At 37.1% G+C, this 17953-nt stretch carries 16 protein-coding genes; 13 read left to right on the forward strand and 3 right to left on the reverse strand.

All coding sequences use genetic code 11. From position 1 onward, the window contains the following. Positions 1-427 precede the first annotated feature (427 nt). The 13 genes from AC0VXX_RS05875 (at position 428) to AC0VXX_RS05935 (ending at position 13660) form a co-directional block, all read left to right on the forward strand. On the forward strand, positions 428-1270 hold the full coding sequence (locus tag AC0VXX_RS05875; RefSeq protein ID WP_475516329.1) for a lipopolysaccharide biosynthesis protein: 843 nt from the start codon (positions 428-430) through the stop codon (positions 1268-1270). A 104-nt stretch (positions 1271-1374) separates the two neighbouring features. Next, positions 1375-2211, forward strand: a complete 837-nt coding sequence (locus AC0VXX_RS05880) for a 6-hydroxymethylpterin diphosphokinase MptE-like protein (protein WP_475516330.1) — start codon at positions 1375-1377, stop codon at positions 2209-2211. A 115-nt stretch (positions 2212-2326) separates the two neighbouring features. Continuing rightward, the gene (locus tag AC0VXX_RS05885) at positions 2327-3514 is read left to right on the forward strand and encodes an EpsG family protein (RefSeq protein ID WP_475516331.1); all 1188 of its coding nucleotides are present in this window, start codon (positions 2327-2329) and stop codon (positions 3512-3514) included. Further along, positions 3507-4727 (forward strand): glycosyltransferase, encoded by a 1221-nt coding sequence (locus AC0VXX_RS05890; protein ID WP_475516332.1) that lies wholly within the window; start codon positions 3507-3509, stop codon positions 4725-4727. The genes AC0VXX_RS05885 and AC0VXX_RS05890 overlap by 8 nt, the downstream gene beginning before the upstream one ends. A gap of 2 nt (positions 4728-4729) precedes the next feature. Beyond that, entirely contained in the window at positions 4730-5881 is a 1152-nt protein-coding gene (locus tag AC0VXX_RS05895) for a hypothetical protein (protein WP_475516333.1), read from the forward strand. A 116-nt stretch (positions 5882-5997) separates the two neighbouring features. Further along, positions 5998-7038, forward strand: a complete 1041-nt coding sequence (wecA, locus tag AC0VXX_RS05900) for a UDP-N-acetylglucosamine--undecaprenyl-phosphate N-acetylglucosaminephosphotransferase (protein ID WP_475516334.1) — start codon at positions 5998-6000, stop codon at positions 7036-7038. Between the two features lie 44 nt (positions 7039-7082). Continuing rightward, positions 7083-7970, forward strand: a complete 888-nt coding sequence (gene galU, locus AC0VXX_RS05905; RefSeq protein ID WP_475516335.1) for a UTP--glucose-1-phosphate uridylyltransferase GalU — start codon at positions 7083-7085, stop codon at positions 7968-7970. A gap of 385 nt (positions 7971-8355) precedes the next feature. Continuing rightward, positions 8356-9432: a dTDP-glucose 4,6-dehydratase gene (gene rfbB, locus AC0VXX_RS05910; protein ID WP_475516336.1), complete on the forward strand. Its 1077-nt coding sequence runs from the start codon at positions 8356-8358 to the stop codon at positions 9430-9432. Further along, positions 9429-10304 carry a glucose-1-phosphate thymidylyltransferase RfbA gene (gene rfbA, locus AC0VXX_RS05915; RefSeq protein ID WP_475516337.1) on the forward strand — a complete coding sequence of 292 codons (876 nt, stop codon included), beginning with the start codon at positions 9429-9431 and terminating at the stop codon, positions 10302-10304. The genes rfbB and rfbA overlap by 4 nt, the downstream gene beginning before the upstream one ends. Positions 10305-10312: 8 nt before the next feature. Further along, entirely contained in the window at positions 10313-11197 is an 885-nt protein-coding gene (gene rfbD, locus AC0VXX_RS05920) for a dTDP-4-dehydrorhamnose reductase (protein WP_475516338.1), read from the forward strand. A gap of 10 nt (positions 11198-11207) precedes the next feature. After that, positions 11208-11762: a dTDP-4-dehydrorhamnose 3,5-epimerase gene (gene rfbC, locus AC0VXX_RS05925; RefSeq protein ID WP_475516339.1), complete on the forward strand. Its 555-nt coding sequence runs from the start codon at positions 11208-11210 to the stop codon at positions 11760-11762. Positions 11763-11983: 221 nt separating this feature from the next. Then, the gene (locus AC0VXX_RS05930; RefSeq protein WP_475516340.1) at positions 11984-12763 is read left to right on the forward strand and encodes a hypothetical protein; all 780 of its coding nucleotides are present in this window, start codon (positions 11984-11986) and stop codon (positions 12761-12763) included. Between the two features lie 150 nt (positions 12764-12913). After that, positions 12914-13660, forward strand: a complete 747-nt coding sequence (locus tag AC0VXX_RS05935) for a PHP domain-containing protein (RefSeq protein WP_475516341.1) — start codon at positions 12914-12916, stop codon at positions 13658-13660. Between the two features lie 323 nt (positions 13661-13983). On the opposite strand, the gene AC0VXX_RS05940 is transcribed toward AC0VXX_RS05935, so the two are convergent. From AC0VXX_RS05940 to AC0VXX_RS05950, 3 genes are all read right to left on the reverse strand, one after another. Beyond that, positions 13984-14394, reverse strand: coding sequence for a phosphate ABC transporter substrate-binding protein (locus tag AC0VXX_RS05940; RefSeq protein WP_475516342.1), 411 nt, complete (start codon positions 14392-14394; stop codon positions 13984-13986). 12 nt (positions 14395-14406) lie between these two features. Continuing rightward, complete coding sequence (locus AC0VXX_RS05945; RefSeq protein WP_475516343.1) at positions 14407-15483, reverse strand: hypothetical protein; 1077 nt, start codon at positions 15481-15483, stop codon at positions 14407-14409. A 310-nt stretch (positions 15484-15793) separates the two neighbouring features. After that, positions 15794-17407: a methyl-accepting chemotaxis protein gene (locus AC0VXX_RS05950; RefSeq protein ID WP_475516344.1), complete on the reverse strand. Its 1614-nt coding sequence runs from the start codon at positions 17405-17407 to the stop codon at positions 15794-15796. Positions 17408-17953: the final 546 nt, after the last annotated feature.

A 17953-nucleotide genomic window follows, 5' to 3' on the forward strand; every position in this document is an offset into this window, starting at 1 on the left:
AGTCATTCTATTAGTAAATTACAAATTTTATTTTTATAAATGATTATAGGCTTGTGTGAGGTGACTTATTTTTATAAAAATATTCAAATATGGTTTAAGTGAAGGTCTAGCAAAGTTAATTCCATTTTTAACTGTTTTTGTATTCGCTCATCATTTTTCCAGTGAAACAGTTGGCCAATTAACTTTGTTAATTGTAACTGTCGAGGTTTTATCTATCATTACGATGAATAACACTCCTGCAGTTACTAGGATAGACTTTTTTAAGCTGCCAACAGATACTTTAACACATCAATTGAATGTTCAATTTGTTAACTCCGTTATTATGACGTGTGCATTATTTGTAGTATGTGTTCCGTTCTTAATCTATAACAACACACCTCTCTATTTTTATATATTACTATTTTTTCCATTGCTGCGAACTTATAATATGACTTGCTTATCTTTACTGCAATGTGAAAAGAAAGCTAATATATATTTTCTTGGTCAGTTAGTTTTTTCAATTAGTTACTTAATTGTATTCGGTTTGCTGTATAAAGAGGGAGTTTTATCTTGGGTTATAGCATTTTTTACAGCTATTATTTTTCAGTTCATTTACTTGAACAATAACGTTAAATGTATATCCTTAACTAAACTAAAAAAGCCTAAGATAGATGTCAATATCAGTGTGGCAATTAAAGGTTTTTCTTTTATGCCACAAGCAATAGGTTGGTGGTTAAAAAGTGGTTCGGAACGATATCTTATAGCGTTGTTTCTTGGTGTAGCTGTTTTAGGTCAGTACGCCTTGTCACTTCAGATTGCTGGAATAGTGGTCTTGATAGTGACAGCTGTTAATTTAGCAATAGTCCCTGAGGTTAACAGGTATTTATCGCGTAATATAAAATCAGATATTAATAAAGTTGACAAAATCTACATGTCAACATTTTGTTTTTTATTGCTGTCAATATTTATTATATGGTTTTTGGGGTATAATTATTTTTCAATATATTATCCTGATTATGACTTATCTAGAGATATCTTATGGCTAGTTTGTATTTCTACAGTATTTCAATCGTTTTCAATGATCTTGATGAATGAACTTTATTTTCGTGGTAAAGCAATGCTAGTCGCAAAGCTTGTTATTTACAGTTTTTCTGCTCAGGCTGTACTGCAGTTTTTTATTCTAAAATCTATAAATGACTTAAACTATGTGATATATACAAATATTATATTTTCATTAGTATTGTTTTATTTAGTTGTTCACTATCTTAGGTTGTTTAGATCTTTACGATAGTTTGTTGGTAAACGTTATGTTTGCCTTATAAATTTATCTTTAATTGTACATAATGTGATATCACATTACTTACTGTTTATTTAATTCTTTAAGAGGTTCAGTTAGTGTCAGTTGCTAAAAAGTTGATAGGTTTAATAAAGATGACTGTTGGAAAGGATAATGTTCCATACCAATTTGTTGAGGAGCCTTTTTTATATGGACTTCCAGATACTAAAAAAATTAGAAGTTTAAGGAATAAATATAAAGGCAAACGGTGCTTTATTATTGGAAATGGACCATCATTGAATGATGTTGATTTCTCCCTTTTAAAGGACGAATATACATTTGGCGTTAATAGTATATTTCTAATGACAGATAAAAACAATTTTAAGCCATCATTTTACGTGGTTGAAGATAAAGCTGTTATGTCTGAAAATATTGAAAGAATTAATTCCTATGATGTGGAGTATAAATTTTTTCCTGTAAATTATAAACCACAAGTTAAGAATAGAAAAAATTGTTTGTTTTTTAGAATGAATGCTGGGTATTACAGAGAGAATACACCGCAATATGGTATTCCGAGGTTTTCAGCTGATCCGTCTCTAAGATTGTATTGTGGTCAATCTGTAACAATGATAAATTTACAGCTCGCATATTATATGGGGTTCAGTGAGGTTTATTTAATCGGTATGGACTTTAGCTACTCTATTCCAGAATCTGCTATTGTTAATGGGAAAGATATTTTATCAACTGAAAACGATATTAATCATTTTCATCCTGATTATTTTGGTAAAGGTAAAACTTGGCATGATCCTCAGTTAGATAAAGTTCTTAAAAGCTATAAAATGATGAAGCTTATGTATGAGTTAGATGACAGGGTTATCTATAACGCAACTAGCGGTGGAAAGTTAGAGTTATTCGATAGGGTTCAATTTAATTCATTATTTAAAAATCATGGATAACAGGGTTGTATTTAATAAGTTAGGTTATATGCATTTTGCTATAGCCTTTCTTTTAGTGCTATATTCACCATTACTTCTTTTTATTTACTGCCTGCTATCTTTGTTCATGATTGGGGTGTCCAATTGTAAAAAAAATGTTGCTAATTATTTTTTTTTCGGGAACGCATTTTTTTGTATTTTAGCCATAGGTGTTTCCTCTGCTAGTCAGCCTGTTTTTTTGTTTACAGAGCAAGATTTTACGACTTATTATAATAACTATTTAGCTTTTTTACAGTATGGCTTTTCTACTGACTTTTTTATTTTTGCTAAAGGTTTTGAAATTGCTTTACCTTTGCTTAATTACCTGATTTCTATAATAGTTGATGGCCCTTATCCTCATATTTATAAATTAATTCATGGTGTTTTGCAAAGTGTTCTATTGGTTATACTTGTTTATAGAATATCTAAATACCTAAATTTAGATATTAATAAATCTTGTTTGTTATTGGCATTTTTGTTTTTATTTTTTAAATATCCATCAACTCTTAATCATTTACGGCAAGGATATGCATCTTTATTTTTGCTTATTGCCATATTCTCTGGTGGTAATGTTGTAAAGTATATTTGCCTAACTGTTGCAATTTTGTTTCATTCATCTTCATTGGTTATATTTTTTATAATTAAATTTTTGCTTTTAGAGAATAAAACGAACAGGCTTAAGGCATTTTGTCTGTTATCTTTTATCTCAGGTGTGTCAATTTATTTATTTCTAAATCAATTGACATCTTTCTTAATTAACTCAGAGAATAAACTTCTTGCTAAATTAGTCTGGGGGTTTTCAAAGTCACAAGATATATCAAGTGTTGTTGAAAATTTAAAGTTTGTAATTACATCTTCGATTTATATATTTCCATTACTTCTATTTGGCGTGTGCTTCTATTTTAAGCACGGTAAATTCAGCCGTTTCTTCTGGAATAACTTTGCTATATTTAGTGTTTTGGTTTCATTTTGTTATTTACCATCTATACCAATTAGAACTTTATCATCTATTCTTCTTATTATGATGGGGTATGTTTATTTTGTCAGCTTGTCTGGTCAGTTAAAGAAATATAACATATTGATGTTAGCTCTTTTGGTAGTGTTTGTTTTTACCGTCAGGTGGTCAAGTTCTCCTTTACTTTTTTATAATTATTCGTTTGCCGGTTATAAGCCAATGTATTATTTAGATGAGTTAATGAAAAAAAGTGGTGAAGTTGATAGAAATAAATTGCCTTTTCAAGAAGATTTAACTATAGATAATCCGAATGGGATTTTTAATGACTAATAAAAAAGTTTTTTTAATGTGTGACAGTTTGCTTGGTGGGGGCGCGGAAAAAGTTGCCTCTGATACTTTTTTATTATTAAGGAACAGTGGTTCGTTCGATGTAGTAACGTGTTCTACTGATAGTGATTCTCGCTATAGTTTACGTGATGTATCTAAAAGTTATTTTTTTTCAAAGATTTTTTGTTTTTTCAATTTCATTAAGGTTTATAAATACCTTTGTGATTGTAGGCCTGACATAATACATATACATAATTTTATATCTAAATTAAGTCCATCAGTTATTTTTGCTGTATTTTTTTATAAGTTAAGAAATGAGGTTAGAGTTGTTCATACTTTGCATGATCATCATTTAATCTGTCCTAATTCTTCTTTTTATAATGAAAACCTTAAAGTTCGATGTACTAAGTGTATTGGTAAATCTAAATTTCATATATTATTTTTTAAGTGTTTCAAAGGCAGTGTTTTAAAGTCATTTGTCAAATTGTTGAGGTATTATCTTCAACGTGCATTTTTAAATTTAACTGTTGACGCTTATATTTCTCCCAGTAAATTTATTATTGATGCTTCAGTAAAGGATGGTGTTGGCAAAAATAAGTTTAATTTGGTTTATAATCCGATTGATTTAGATTATTTTAAAGATGTAAAAAAGGTAAATACACTTTATGTCGATGACTTTTTAAATGTTATTTTTTTAGGTAGGTTAGTTGAAATTAAAGGTCTTGAAACTGTTCTAGATGCTTTGTCAGTTAAAGGGGTTGAAAAAATTCGGCTTCATGTATTTGGAAGTGGTGCTTATGAACAGTATTTAAAATTAAAATCTAAATTAATTAATGATAGTAACGAAGTTATTTTTTATGGTAGGCAAAATTCCGAAGTGATTAAGATTACTGCTAATAATTGTAATGTACTTGTTTTGCCATCAGTGGTTTTTGAAAATGCTCCATTAGTTATATTAGAAGGAATAATGCTTGGTTTATACCCAGTAGTTTCCAATGTTGGTGGTATGAAGGAATCTGTTGATTATTTAGATTGTGGTGAAACATTTAATGTAGGAAATGTTTCTAATTTTGTCGATGTTATCCAGAATGTTAGGCTTTCATTAATTGATAACGATCATATAGATAGAATTAATAGTGCAAGGAAAAAAGTTCGCTTAATTAGTTCGCCTGCTAATCATCTTAAAAGTCTCATCTCTGTTTATGGTATTGGTTAATTATGAATATAGTTTTTTTTGACATTGTCCCTACGAATATTATCAGGTTTTTTAATAAGTTGGTTTTTAAACTGAGAGCTGATGTCGATGGGGTGAAATTCTTTTTTTTGTTCGAACATGATGATGGTAAGAGTTATTCTGATGTTCGTAATGAATATCCATTTGCAGATGATATAGTTTATAGTCAATGGAAAGATGTAAGTTGGTTTGAAAATTATTTTTTGAAAAACGAAATTAATATACTTTTCATTAATGGTCAGCGAATAGCTGATGATAGAGTCGTTTTAGCAGCTAAAAATGTAGGTGTTAAAACTTTTATGCTTCAGCATGGTATGTATATTCCTTTTCTAAAGCGAGACTTGAAATTTTTTAGTTCTAAGATTGTAAAGTCATTTAGTTACTTATACTATGCATTTGTTATATCAAGGTATGATAATCGAGGTATAACAACTGTATGGAAATATTTTAATAGTTACGTCTTAGGTGGTAATCAAGTTGATCTTAAAATAGATCGACATAACTTAAATGTTGATACAGCGTTTGTATACTCTGATTTTTGGAAAGATTTTCACGAAAAACAATTTGGGTATGAAAAATCTCAGCAGATTATAGTCGGTACTCCTGATTTAGATGAACTAGATATCATTTTTTCTCAAGTCGAACTAAAACGTACTGTATGCTATATAGCCCAGACTTTGGTTGAAGATGGTAGGCTAAGTCATAAGTTACAACTTAAATTTTTCAAAAAACTAGTTGATATTACTAATGCATTAAATTTAAAGTTAATAGTCAAACTACATCCAAGAAGTAATATCAATTGGTATAATTATGCCTCAGATTTTAATCATGTTTCTTTTTCTGAAGAACAATTGCCTAAAACTGAATATTATATCGGTCATTATTCAACACTACTTGCCAAAGCCATGTCGCTTCCCGATTCCATTGTTGTAATCTATGAGTATCCCAATCATAAAACACCTAATTATTTTGTTGGTAGTGCTGATTTTCTAGTTAAGAGTGAAGAGTCCCTATTACCAGCTTTCTCATCACAACCGGATAAGATACGTAATTCGATTGACTACTACTTCTCTTCCGTTGCAAAATCAGAAGATGTAATATCAAATTTTTTAAGTAAAATTAGTTTTAAACTATAGTTAGTTTATTAGGTTTATACTTAGTGTATGACTTTGATTTTTTAGCGCGGTAGTTATTTTTCACTTTGTTTTTTGCAAGTTCATTCGTCGAAAGCTTGCATTATTAAGGAATCGAAATGAGTGGTTTTTTTTCTATAGTAATTGCTTTTTTTACAACTTGTTTTTCCATATTAATTCTTAAGCCGCTGGCTAAACAATATGGGTTGGTAGATTTACCTAATGAAAGGAAATTACATACAGGTGAGGTTCCACTTATTGGCGGTCTAGCTATTTATATTAGCGTATTATTTGGAGCTGTTTTGTTTTTTGATAATGATCAGGTTTTAAATCTATATCTTATATCTTCTGCTTTTATTATATTTTTAGGTATACTTGATGATAAATATGATTTATCTGTAAGATTAAGACTTTTTGCCCAGATTATTATTTCGTCTATTATGGTTTTTGGGGCTGATTTATATATTGAGAACCTAGGGGGGATATTCTATTTTTTCGATTTGCATCTTGGTTTTTTTGGTGTTTTATTTACGGTGGTGGCAGTAATCGGTTCTATAAATGCATTTAATATGGTAGATGGTATTGATGGTCTTGCTGGTACGTTAAGCGTGGTGACCTTCTCTTCATTAGGTTACTTATTATTTCAAGCTTCTATTGATTGGTACCTTCTTCCTTTACTATATGTATCTGCTCTTCTTGCTTATTTAATGTTTAATTTGAAGTGGCCTATTTCCAACTTACAAAAAGTATTTATGGGGGATGCAGGTAGTATGTTGATCGGTCTAACTGTTGTATGGTTATTGGTTATCGGAACTGCTGATGATTCAAGAGCTTTTTCCTCTGTTACTGCCTTATATTTAATCGCAATACCATTAATGGATATGGCTGCAATTATGTTTAGACGGATAAAAAAAGGTGCATCTCCTTTTAAGCCAGATCGCGATCATTTACATCATATTTTCGAGCGTGCAGGTTACTCTAGAAAACAGACATTAGTACGTATCTCTCTAGCGGCTTCTTGTATTGCTTTCTTGGGCATTCTAGGCGAAGTTTATCATATTCCTGAATGGATTATGTTCGTCGGTTTTTTAGTTTTATTTTATTGTTATAATTGGGCGTTAAGTAATGTTTGGAAAATATTAACTTGGATTAGGCTCTAAGGTTGTAATATGTCATTAGTTTTATAGTCGTTTTAAGGAATGAGATGAAAGTTGTTATCCCCGTTGCTGGTCTTGGTACTCGTATGCTGCCTGCCACTAAAGCCATCCCTAAAGAGATGTTACCGCTTGTTGATAAGCCGCTTATTCAATATATCGTCAATGAATGTGTGGCAGCAGGTGTTAAAGAGATTGTGCTGGTTACTCATGCCAGTAAAAATGCTATCGAAAACCATTTTGATACCTCCTATGAGCTTGAATCTACGCTAGAGAAGCGTGTAAAGCGTCAATTACTTGATGAAGTACAATCTATCTGCCCTAAAGATGTGACCATTATGCATGTGCGTCAAGGTGAGGCTAAAGGCCTTGGTCATGCGGTGTTATGTGCTAAACCTTGTATTGGTAACAACCCGTTTGCAGTGGTTCTCCCTGATGTGATTTTGGATGAGTATAGTGCTGACCAAAAAACTGAAAACTTGGCTGCGATGATAGCGCGTTATAAAGCCACATTAGCCAGCCAAATTATGGTTGCGCCAGTGCCTGAGGACGAAGTTAACAAGTATGGTATTGCAGACTGCAATGGCGCTGATATTGCCCCTGGTGACGCTGCAAAAATTAAGGCAATGGTTGAAAAGCCTGCAGTTGATGAAGCCCCGTCTAATCTTGCTGTTGTAGGTCGTTATGTACTGTCAGAAAAAATTTGGGAACTACTCGCTAGAACCCCTGCGGGTGCTGGCGATGAAATACAGCTCACCGATGCAATCGACATGCTGATTGAATCGGACACTGTCGAAGCCTTCAATATGACGGGTAAGTCTCACGATTGCGGTGATAAACTCGGTTACATGACTGCCTTTGTTGAATACGGTTTGCGCGATGCTAAATTAGGTAATGGTTTTAAACAGCAGGTTAGCGCATTGCTGGACGGTATTTGAATCTTTTAGTTTGGCGTTACGCTAATACACAGAACCTTATTTAGGCCTTGAGTTACGCTCAAGGCCTTTTTATTTTTTTACTCATCAACAGCACGTTAGTAAGCAATCTGGAAAAATAACTGGCACAGCACGCTAGTTTTTGTTCTGTGGAGCATTTTACTTTTTTGAGGGGTGGTTTATTACAATAGTAGTGCACGCTCAATTATTAAGCGTCTATTAAGTGTATTGTTATTGTTTAATACACAAACTTGGCTAGCGATGCGAGAATAGTCAGCATTACTCAAATGTTTCGATTCATAATGCTCTTTCTGATGTAAATCTCGTTAGAGCATTGATATTGATTTAAGTAAAACTTTACCTTAATGGGCTGTAAGGAAGTACGTAAATGAAATTTTTAATTACTGGGGGGGCGGGTTTTATTGGCTCTGCAGTTATTCGGCATATTTTAAAAAATACTGATAACTCAGTAGTTAATGTCGACTGTTTAACTTATGCTGGTAACTTAGAATCCCTAAGTGATATTGATCAAGACGAGCGCTATGCATTTGAACTCGTTAATATTTGTGATCGCGCCGAGCTTGAACGAGTTTTTACCGAACATAAGCCGGATGCAGTTATGCACCTCGCGGCTGAATCTCATGTTGACCGTTCAATCACAGGGCCTGCTGCTTTTATTCAGACAAATATTGTCGGTACCTTTACTTTGCTCGAAGTAGCACGAGCATATTGGCAACAGTTACCAGATACGGCCAAGCAAGTTTTCCGTTTTCATCATATCTCGACCGACGAAGTATATGGCGATCTAGAGGGCACCGATGACCTATTTATCGAAACCACGCCTTATCAACCTTCAAGTCCTTATTCAGCGTCTAAAGCCTCTAGCGACCACCTTGTACGTGCTTGGACAAGAACCTATGGTTTTCCGGCGATTGTGACTAATTGTTCTAATAATTATGGTCCTTATCATTTTCCTGAAAAACTCATCCCATTGATGATCCTCAATGCCTTAGAGGGCAAGCCGTTACCGGTTTATGGTGATGGTATGCAAATTCGAGATTGGCTCTATGTCGAAGATCATGCTCGTGCACTCTATAAAGTGGTTACAGAGGGGGGTGTGGGTGAAACCTATAATATTGGCGGTCACAATGAGAAGGCCAATATTGAGGTGGTTAATACCATTTGCAGTTTACTTGAAGAATTAGTCCCCCATAAGCCTCAAGGTGTAGCTTTGTATGCTGATTTAATTACTAAGGTCGCAGACCGTCCAGGCCATGATGTTCGCTATGCTATAGACGCGTCGAAGATCGAACGCGAGCTTGGCTGGACACCGCAAGAGACGTTTGAGTCGGGCATGCGTAAAACCGTTGAGTGGTATTTAGCCAATAAACAATGGTGGTCGCGAGTGCTAGACGGCTCATATTCGGGTGAGCGTTTGGGGTCGTTAACAGGAGCGGTTAAATGAAAGGCATAGTATTAGCCGGTGGTTCAGGCACGCGTTTATATCCACTGACGCGTGGCGTCTCTAAACAATTACTGCCCATTTATGATAAACCCATGGTGTTTTATCCTATTTCAATCCTCATGTTGGCCGGTATTCGCGAGATATTAATCATCTCGACACCAGAAGATTGTGATAGCTTTAAGCGCTTATTGGGTGATGGGGCTGACTTTGGCGTCCAGTTTGAGTATGCCGTACAACCTAGCCCTGATGGACTGGCGCAAGCGTTTATAATAGGTGAAGACTTTATTGGCGATGACTCGGTGTGTTTAGTGTTAGGTGACAATGTTTTCTATGGACAGTCCTTTTCTAAAACGTTGCAGAGTGCGGCAAAACGTGACGTTGGAGCCACAGTATTTGGCTATCAAGTGAAAGATCCTGAGCGCTTTGGTGTGGTTGAGTTTGATGATGATATGAAAGCGGTGTCGATTGAAGAGAAGCCCCTCAATCCCAAATCTAACTATGCCGTGACAGGCCTGTATTTCTTTGATAATCGCGTGATCGATATGGCAAAACAGGTTATGCCCTCTGAGCGCGGAGAACTTGAAATTACCGCTATCAATGAGATGTATCTTAACGATGGCTCACTCAATGTTGAGTTACTCGGTCGTGGATTTGCTTGGCTTGATACCGGGACTCACGAAAGCCTGCATGAAGCCTCTTCCTTTGTGCAAACCATTGAGAATGTACAGGGGCTTAAAGTGGCGTGTTTAGAAGAGATAGCTTGGCGTAATGGCTGGCTGACGAGTGAGCAGGTGTTAAACATTGCTAAGCCTATGATGAAAAATGAATATGGCCAATATCTTACTCGGCTCGTTACAGAGAAAAACAGGTAATTTTATAGATGAAAATACTGGTTACTGGCTGTAATGGCCAAGTCGGTCGCAGTTTAACAAGGTTGCTTGCTCAACGTGACGATGTGGTGGTGATTGCTGCCGATAGAGATACCTTAGATATTACCGATAACAGCGCGGTAGAGGCGTTTGTATTGGCTAATGTACCCGATATTATTATTAATGCCGCGGCGTACACCGCGGTCGATAAAGCGGAAGATGAGGTTGAGTTAGCGTTTGCCATCAATAGTGATGGCCCTAAGTTTTTAGCGTTAGCTGCACAACAGATAGGTGCGGCGTTATTGCATATTTCCACCGACTATGTGTTTGCTGGTGATAAACAGGGGCTTTATCAAGAAAGTGACAGCCCAGCCCCGCAAAGTGTTTATGGCAAGAGTAAACTTGCTGGCGAGCGTGCCGTCATGCAGTCGTGTGATAAACATATCATTATGAGAACCGCTTGGGTGTTTAGCGAGCATGGTAATAACTTTGTCAAAACCATGCTTCGCCTAGCCGACATACACGACAGTTTGAGGATAGTGGGCGATCAGTTTGGCGGCCCAACGTATGCCGGCGATATTGCCAGTGCCCTGATCATCATCGCCGATGCGATTGCTACGCAAGAGCAGGTTGAATATGGTGTTTATCATTATTCAGGTTTACCGCATGTGAGTTGGTATGAGTTTGCCGACGCTATATTTGATATTGCGGTTAATGAGTCGGCTATCTCTAACAAGCCCAACTTAACTTCGATCCCCACTCAAGAATACCCCACACCGGCTAAGCGCCCAGCCAATTCAATGTTAGATACGGCTAAAATTGCCCAGCACTTCGGTATCGAGGCGAGCGACTGGAAACAGGCGCTTAATACCAATATACACGCATATAAAGGTTGATAGTTACGTTATGAAGGTTATTGATACAGCGATCCCAGATGTAAAAATTATTGAGCCGACGGTATTTGGTGATGAACGTGGTTTCTTTATGGAAACTTGGCATCAACAGAAATTTGAGCAGCTAGTCACAGGTCAACCTACCACTTTTGTGCAAGATAACCATTCTAAATCTAAAAAAGGGATTTTGCGTGGTCTGCATTACCAAACTGAAAATACTCAAGGAAAGTTAGTACGTGTCGTATCAGGTGAGGTGTTCGATGTCGCGGTTGATATTCGTAAAGGTTCACCAACGTTTGGCCAATGGGTAGGTGAATACTTATCGGCTGACAATAAACGTCAATTATGGGTACCCGAAGGATTTGCTCACGGTTTTTATGTCACCAGTGACGAGGCGGAGTTTGTCTATAAATGCACTAACTTCTATCATCCTGAGAGTGAAATTTCGATCGCCTGGAATGATGCTGACATTGGCATAGCGTGGCCTATGAGTGCTGAATCACCCATACTCTCGAATAAAGATTCGACAGCAATCAGCCTGCAAGCATACATCAAAGCGCATTGTTAATCGGGTAAGCAATATGAGCTAGAGCAGCTTATAGGAATGACAGTCATCATAGCTAATCGTTTAAAGGTGAGTTTTAGGTGGGTGTCATTAGTTATGTTTTTTTGCGTTATGTTATGAAGTTAACTTTCGAGTTTCAGCCATTTTCTACATTCAAATGACAAGTCTTATGGCTTAACTTTAAGTTATCTATCCTTTTGTTTTAATTGTTTCTTGGTCTTTTAATGAATAAAAAAGTTGTTGTATTAATCTTATCTACTACTCACTCTGTTTTTAATGAATTCAAAGTCGCAATTCGAAACACATGGATGCAAGATCTGAAGGAGGCGGGTGTACCTTGCTTTTTCTACGAGGGCGGGGCAGATAGTGCACATTTAGATAAGGATACAATTAAGCTTCCGTGTCCCGATACCTTACCTCACAGCGCCGAAAAATTACGTCTTGCGCTGCAGTTTGTCCATCAAGAACTGGGCGAAACTCAAATCCTCTACCGAACGAATCTCTCTTCCTTTATTGATGTGCCTGTCTTTTTATCGGTACTGGATAACATACGAGAGCCTGAAACTGCTTATCTAGGCTTAACGAGTAAAGCCAATCTTATTTCTGAGTATTTTTATGCTAATCAGACGCTTAAAAATATTGTGAGCAGTACGGGTCTACGAAATAACGTTTATATTTGCAGTGGTGCAGGGGTATTTGTTGGTCAAAAGCATATTCACTCCATCATGAATACTCATAGATACGACAGATATGTTGATGATGTGATGGTGCGTTTGTGTGTTGGTTATAATCCCGACCGCACAGCACATGTTGATCGCTTCGATTTTGTCTCAAAAAAAGATCCCCGCTGCAGCCAAGCCGTTTATGACGAAAGAGTGAACAATGGTTTGTTTCATTATCGTTTTAAAACAGATAACCGCGTTATCGATGCCTTAATGCTGCAGTTTTTTGCCGATCCCAAATTAAGGCAAAAAATGTGTATTAACGCTGAGATCACGGCGTAATCGCAGGGGGGCGGTTTGTGCAGAGACTTACACATTAAAAACCATGACTGCACAGAGATTGCATGATAGGTCTTTAAGGTTACATAGAGAAAGTGTGCTTAACATAGTAGACTGGATGCCAACTTTTTGATTCAGGAAATGAGACTTATCATGAAATTTCTTGTTGATGTTCATGCGCATACCATCGCCTCCACTCACGCCTATAGCACCATACATGATTACCTTAGCGTGGCTAAAGAGAAGGGCATTAAGCTGTTTGCCATTACCGATCATGGCCCGGATATGGCTGATGCACCGCACTTTTGGCACTTTGTGAATATGCGCGTGTTACCTAGGATGGTTGACGGTATTGGTGTGCTGCGCGGCATCGAAGCCAACATCAAAAATGAACTCGGCGAAATTGATTTTTTTGGTGAATATTTACAAGCGTTAGATATCGTACTGGCAGGTTTTCATGAGCCCGTTTTCCCACCTTCGACTAAAGAGGCTCACACCAGGGCACTGCTCAACACGATTGAAAGTGGTCATGTCGACATTATTAGTCATCCTGGCAATCCAGCTTATCCCATTGATATTAAGCGTGTCGCTGCGGCCGCTGCGGCAAATAACGTGGCGCTGGAGATCAATAACTCCTCTTTTTTGACATCTAGAAAAGGCAGTGTAAATAACTGCACAGAGATTGCCAGAGCCGTCAAAGATGCAGGAGGACTACTGGTGATGGGCTCTGACTCCCATGTCGCTTTTGACTTGGCAGGTTTTGATAAGGCGATTGAGATTATTGAGGCGGTGGCGTTTCCTATGGAGCGCTTACTCAACCGTAGTCCAGAAGCCTTGTTGCATTTTCTTTCTACAAGAGGCCATACCTCGCTCGATGAATTCGCTGATTTAATCGAATGATATCTCTATCTCGCGTCTTAACTCCTTGTTAAGTCGTGACCTCGTTTGCTTCCCTTAAAATGGTGCAGGCTTGGGGATTCAAACGCTATGATGGCTATCGGGTGGCGATGATGCTTTTATCGCTGCTTGTCGCGAGTTTGTGAGCGTTAACATCAACAGAAATAGGCTGAATTTTAGCATGTGCTATGGCAGTGTGGTTCATGTCAGCTGATGATTTTACCCATTAAGAATGGCCCTCTCTGATTTATTTAACGTTAATGACAATCTCTTTGTTAAACCCAACCCTCTAGTGCAACCAGAGGGCTGAGAGTGTCAAGTCAGTACTACAACTTAAGTAATACTTTTACATCTGCCGATACGGCGGCTTCGTCAATATAACCGATCGCATTAGGCGTGCTCTTGATTGAGTTCAGCATCGCCGCACTGTCATTAGCGACTGTCGGTGCAGAAGCTTTGCCTGTAAAAACTAAGCGAGACCAGTTAGATTGCAATTGTGCATCACTACGTCCTGTCGTTTTTTCATGAAACTCGGTGCGCTCTGCAGCACCTTCTGGCAGTTCAAACAGCTGGGCGGTTTCACCGTTTGCCAGCTTTTGCCCTTTACCTAAATAAAGCTGTTTTAGCTCTGAAGCTGCAATAGTATCAACACCTTGTGCGTTACCAATAACCACAACAGCTGCATTCACAGAGAAGCACATACCTAATGTCAGTAGACCAATAATTGATTTTTTCATTGTGTTTTCTCCTTAAAATACAAAGTCTAATGATGCTGAATACACAAAGGTATCTTCATTGGTTATTTGATATTTATCATCAAGGTTTCCAGCTAAACCACCGTTGGTGCCATTGAAGTCGGCGTAAGTTGTATCAAGCTTCATTGCTATGTTTTGCGCGAAATCCCAACGTAAACCTAGCGAGAATGAGGTGCGTTCAAAAGCGACGAGTGCCTTAGGTCCAGCTTGACGCTCTTCATCGTCGGTAGTGTTGATCCAGCCTGCGGCGATATAGGGCGTTAGAGTGTCAAATTGATAGCCAAGTAAAGCGTTGGCAGATTCTACATCGTAGTAAGCACCTTCGATTTTCAGTGCCATTCCTTCAACATTAAATACGATATTGCCATTATTGTATTGAAGTCCAACTGTTGTAATTTCCGCTTCTTTCTCTGAAAGTAAAGGATTATCTATTTTTTCTGATTTGTTTTGTGCGTATGCTGAGCGGATAGTCCAGTCATCGATATTCCAGGTGGCGGCAAGACCATAGACATCATTAATACCGACGTTAATTCCGAAGTTGCCATCGCGCTTATCAACTTGGCTAACCCCCATGAAAGGCTGAAGGTGCAGTGTTGTATTGCCTATTTCAATTGGAATCAGGGCATCAACACCGGTAAAGCTGCTGATGATTAAGTGTTCATAGGTTTCCTGCGAGGGGCGCAGCATTGGGTAGGCATAGCCGACATCCAAGTAATCAGAGTACATATAAAAAGGCGTACGAATTTTACCACCGCGCACGGTTGCCACCTCTAAATCGTAACTCAGATACGCCACTTCAATGGCTGGCTCAAAATCGTAACGGCCATTAGCTACTAACTGTGTGGTGACCTTAGCTTTATCGTTCACGTTAAAGTCAAATTGTAGACCTAATAGCGTGTCTTGTTTGTAATCGATTTCATCAGTATAACCGGCATAACCCACATCATTGCTTGAAATACCAACACCAACGCTACCGAAACCACTAATATTCACATCACCTAGGGTTGCTGCAACAGAATAAGGGGCGCTTAATACGAGGGATACGAGTAGTGCTACATTACTTTTTTTCATTTACTGCTCTCTATTTTTTTGTTTAACGTAATAAATTGTTGAAGACATATTTATAGTAAATTAGGGGTGTTATACTTAAATAATAAACTTATACTTGCTCACTCAGTAATAAGCGGGCAAATTAAATGCTAAATAACTGGCTGAACTATTATTGTTGCTCACTATTTATTGTCTCTATCCATTATTATGGAGAGGTCATTGTATTTGAGACAAGCTAATATTTAGAGTGTTATTATAAATAATTTAGCAAACTTAAACTAACGGAGTACATATATTTGATTGCTCTGATGTTTATGTTATTAATTACTGTTTAATTGACTTTAAATTGTTTGGTCACATCAACTAATGCTTCTTTGACGTTTTCAATAGACTGCACCATATCATCAACGAGTTTCAAACTATTGACGGTTTGTTGCGACATGTCGCGGATATTAAGTACGTGTGACTCTATCTCTTTTGTTGTTTGACCTTGCTCTTCCGTTGCGGCGGCAATAAGAACATTGCGCTGATCGGCATTATTCATCTCTTCAGCAACACTTTTAATCGTGGTTTCAGCTTCAGTGCTCTTTACGTTGCACACTTCGGCATTGGTCAAACTATTCTTAATGGTGTTCATTGCCATATCCGCCTTGGATTGAAGCTGGTCTAACACGGTTTGAATTTCCTGAGTTGAAAATTGCGTGCGAGAGGCTAAAGTACGTACTTCGTCTGCGACCACGGCAAATCCGCGACCTTGTTCACCTGCTCGTGCAGCTTCAATGGCGGCGTTTAAGGCTAATAAGTTAGTTTGTTCAGCGATAGAGTTAATCGTTAATAAGATGGATTCAGCACTTTTGGTACTATCATTGAGTTCCGACACCACATCGGCGGTCTTTTTGACATCAGAAATCAGTTGATCTAGGGCTATTAGTGTTTGGTGCACCGTATCTGAGCCTTTTTGAGACAGTGTCATCGCGCTATTGACAGCACTAGCGGTATCTTGTGCATTGATAGAGATGTCAGCCGCGACTTGTGACATTTGCATCACGGCGCTTGCTACCTCATCAGTTGACGATAACTGCTGTTGAGAAATGTCGCGTGCAGAGCGGTTAGCGTCAAACAGGTTGCTTGAAATTGTGGTTAAGGTGTCGGTGTTGCTGATAACACTGGAAATATTACCGTGCAGCTTTGATGCAAAACTGTTGAAGTGATCAACCAGTTCTTTTAATTCATCATTTTTTTCATGTTCAAGTCTTGCGCTTAAATCGCCATCTCCAGACGAAATATCTTTCATTTTATCGGTAATTTTTTGCAGGTCTTTTTTTATGCCATTAACTAAAAAGAATGCCGCTGTGGCAACAATGAGTAAGCTAAGGATACAAGCCATTGTGACCAGTGACGTGGTATTCTCATTTTGCTTAACTAAGTCTTGAATGTTTTGAGTGAACGTCTCTTGGTTAAGATCGTAAAAGGTTTCAAAGTCCTGCTTTAGATTTTCATAATTAGTATTATTTTGTTTGGCGATAGAAGCGACTTGAGCAAAATCGGCGGAACCATCAATAATACTTTTAGCAAGGGAGTGGGCATCATTAAAGTATTGGACGACATCACTATCAAATTTGTTTATTTTATTTTCAAATTGAGGCAAATAAATTTTGAGTTCTTTTAAGTTATTAATGACAAGGGATTTAACTTCGTCATTAGTTGCTAATAACTCTTCATCACCTAGGGTGACTGCAATGTTAAATCGCTCGAATGCCTCTTTTAATAATGCAAGGTTAGTCGATGTTAGATTGAGGCTTGGGTATTTAATAGATTCAATATCTTTAACCACATTGGTATTTTGAGATAAAACAGAGGACATAATAAAAGAAAGGGAGAGTAAAAGTAGTAGTGATAAACAATTGGTTAATATTATTTTTGTTTTAATTGTGAGCGATTTCATACAGCCTCGTTTTAACAAAGGTGGACCGGTTTTTAACTTAGTGGTGTCGCTTTTTTATAAAGTTAACGTAAACGCTCTATTTTTGCAATAAAAAATCCTTTTATCATTAAAGTAATGTGACTTATACATGAAAAAAAACTTATAAGTGTTATATTTTCCGCCAGTGTTTAAGTCGGCTTAAGGTTTTTGTCTTTATTTTAATCAATTAAGGCTTCATGCTGTTAGCACGATTTAAGTGCTATTTGTTGGGTATTACTGTTGGTTGAATCCAAGTGGTTTCATATTAAGTGGTGTGGGATTATTGCTTTTACCTCGTGATGACAATAATGGTGAACATATGCGGTATTCAGTTGGCGTGGTCCAGAACCAATGTTGAAGGCCTCATAGTGTCTCGGTTCTCTAGCGTATTTAAATTAGCTCGGCGGCTTATCAATCATTTCTCTGGCCATTTTGCCGTTGTCCAAGTTTACCTCGTTAATTTTCATTACTTCTTATTTCCTTTTGGTATAAATAAATTAATATTTATAACTTCTAAAACATATTGGT

This window comes from Shewanella sp. QJM3NY_23, from assembly GCF_056173105.1.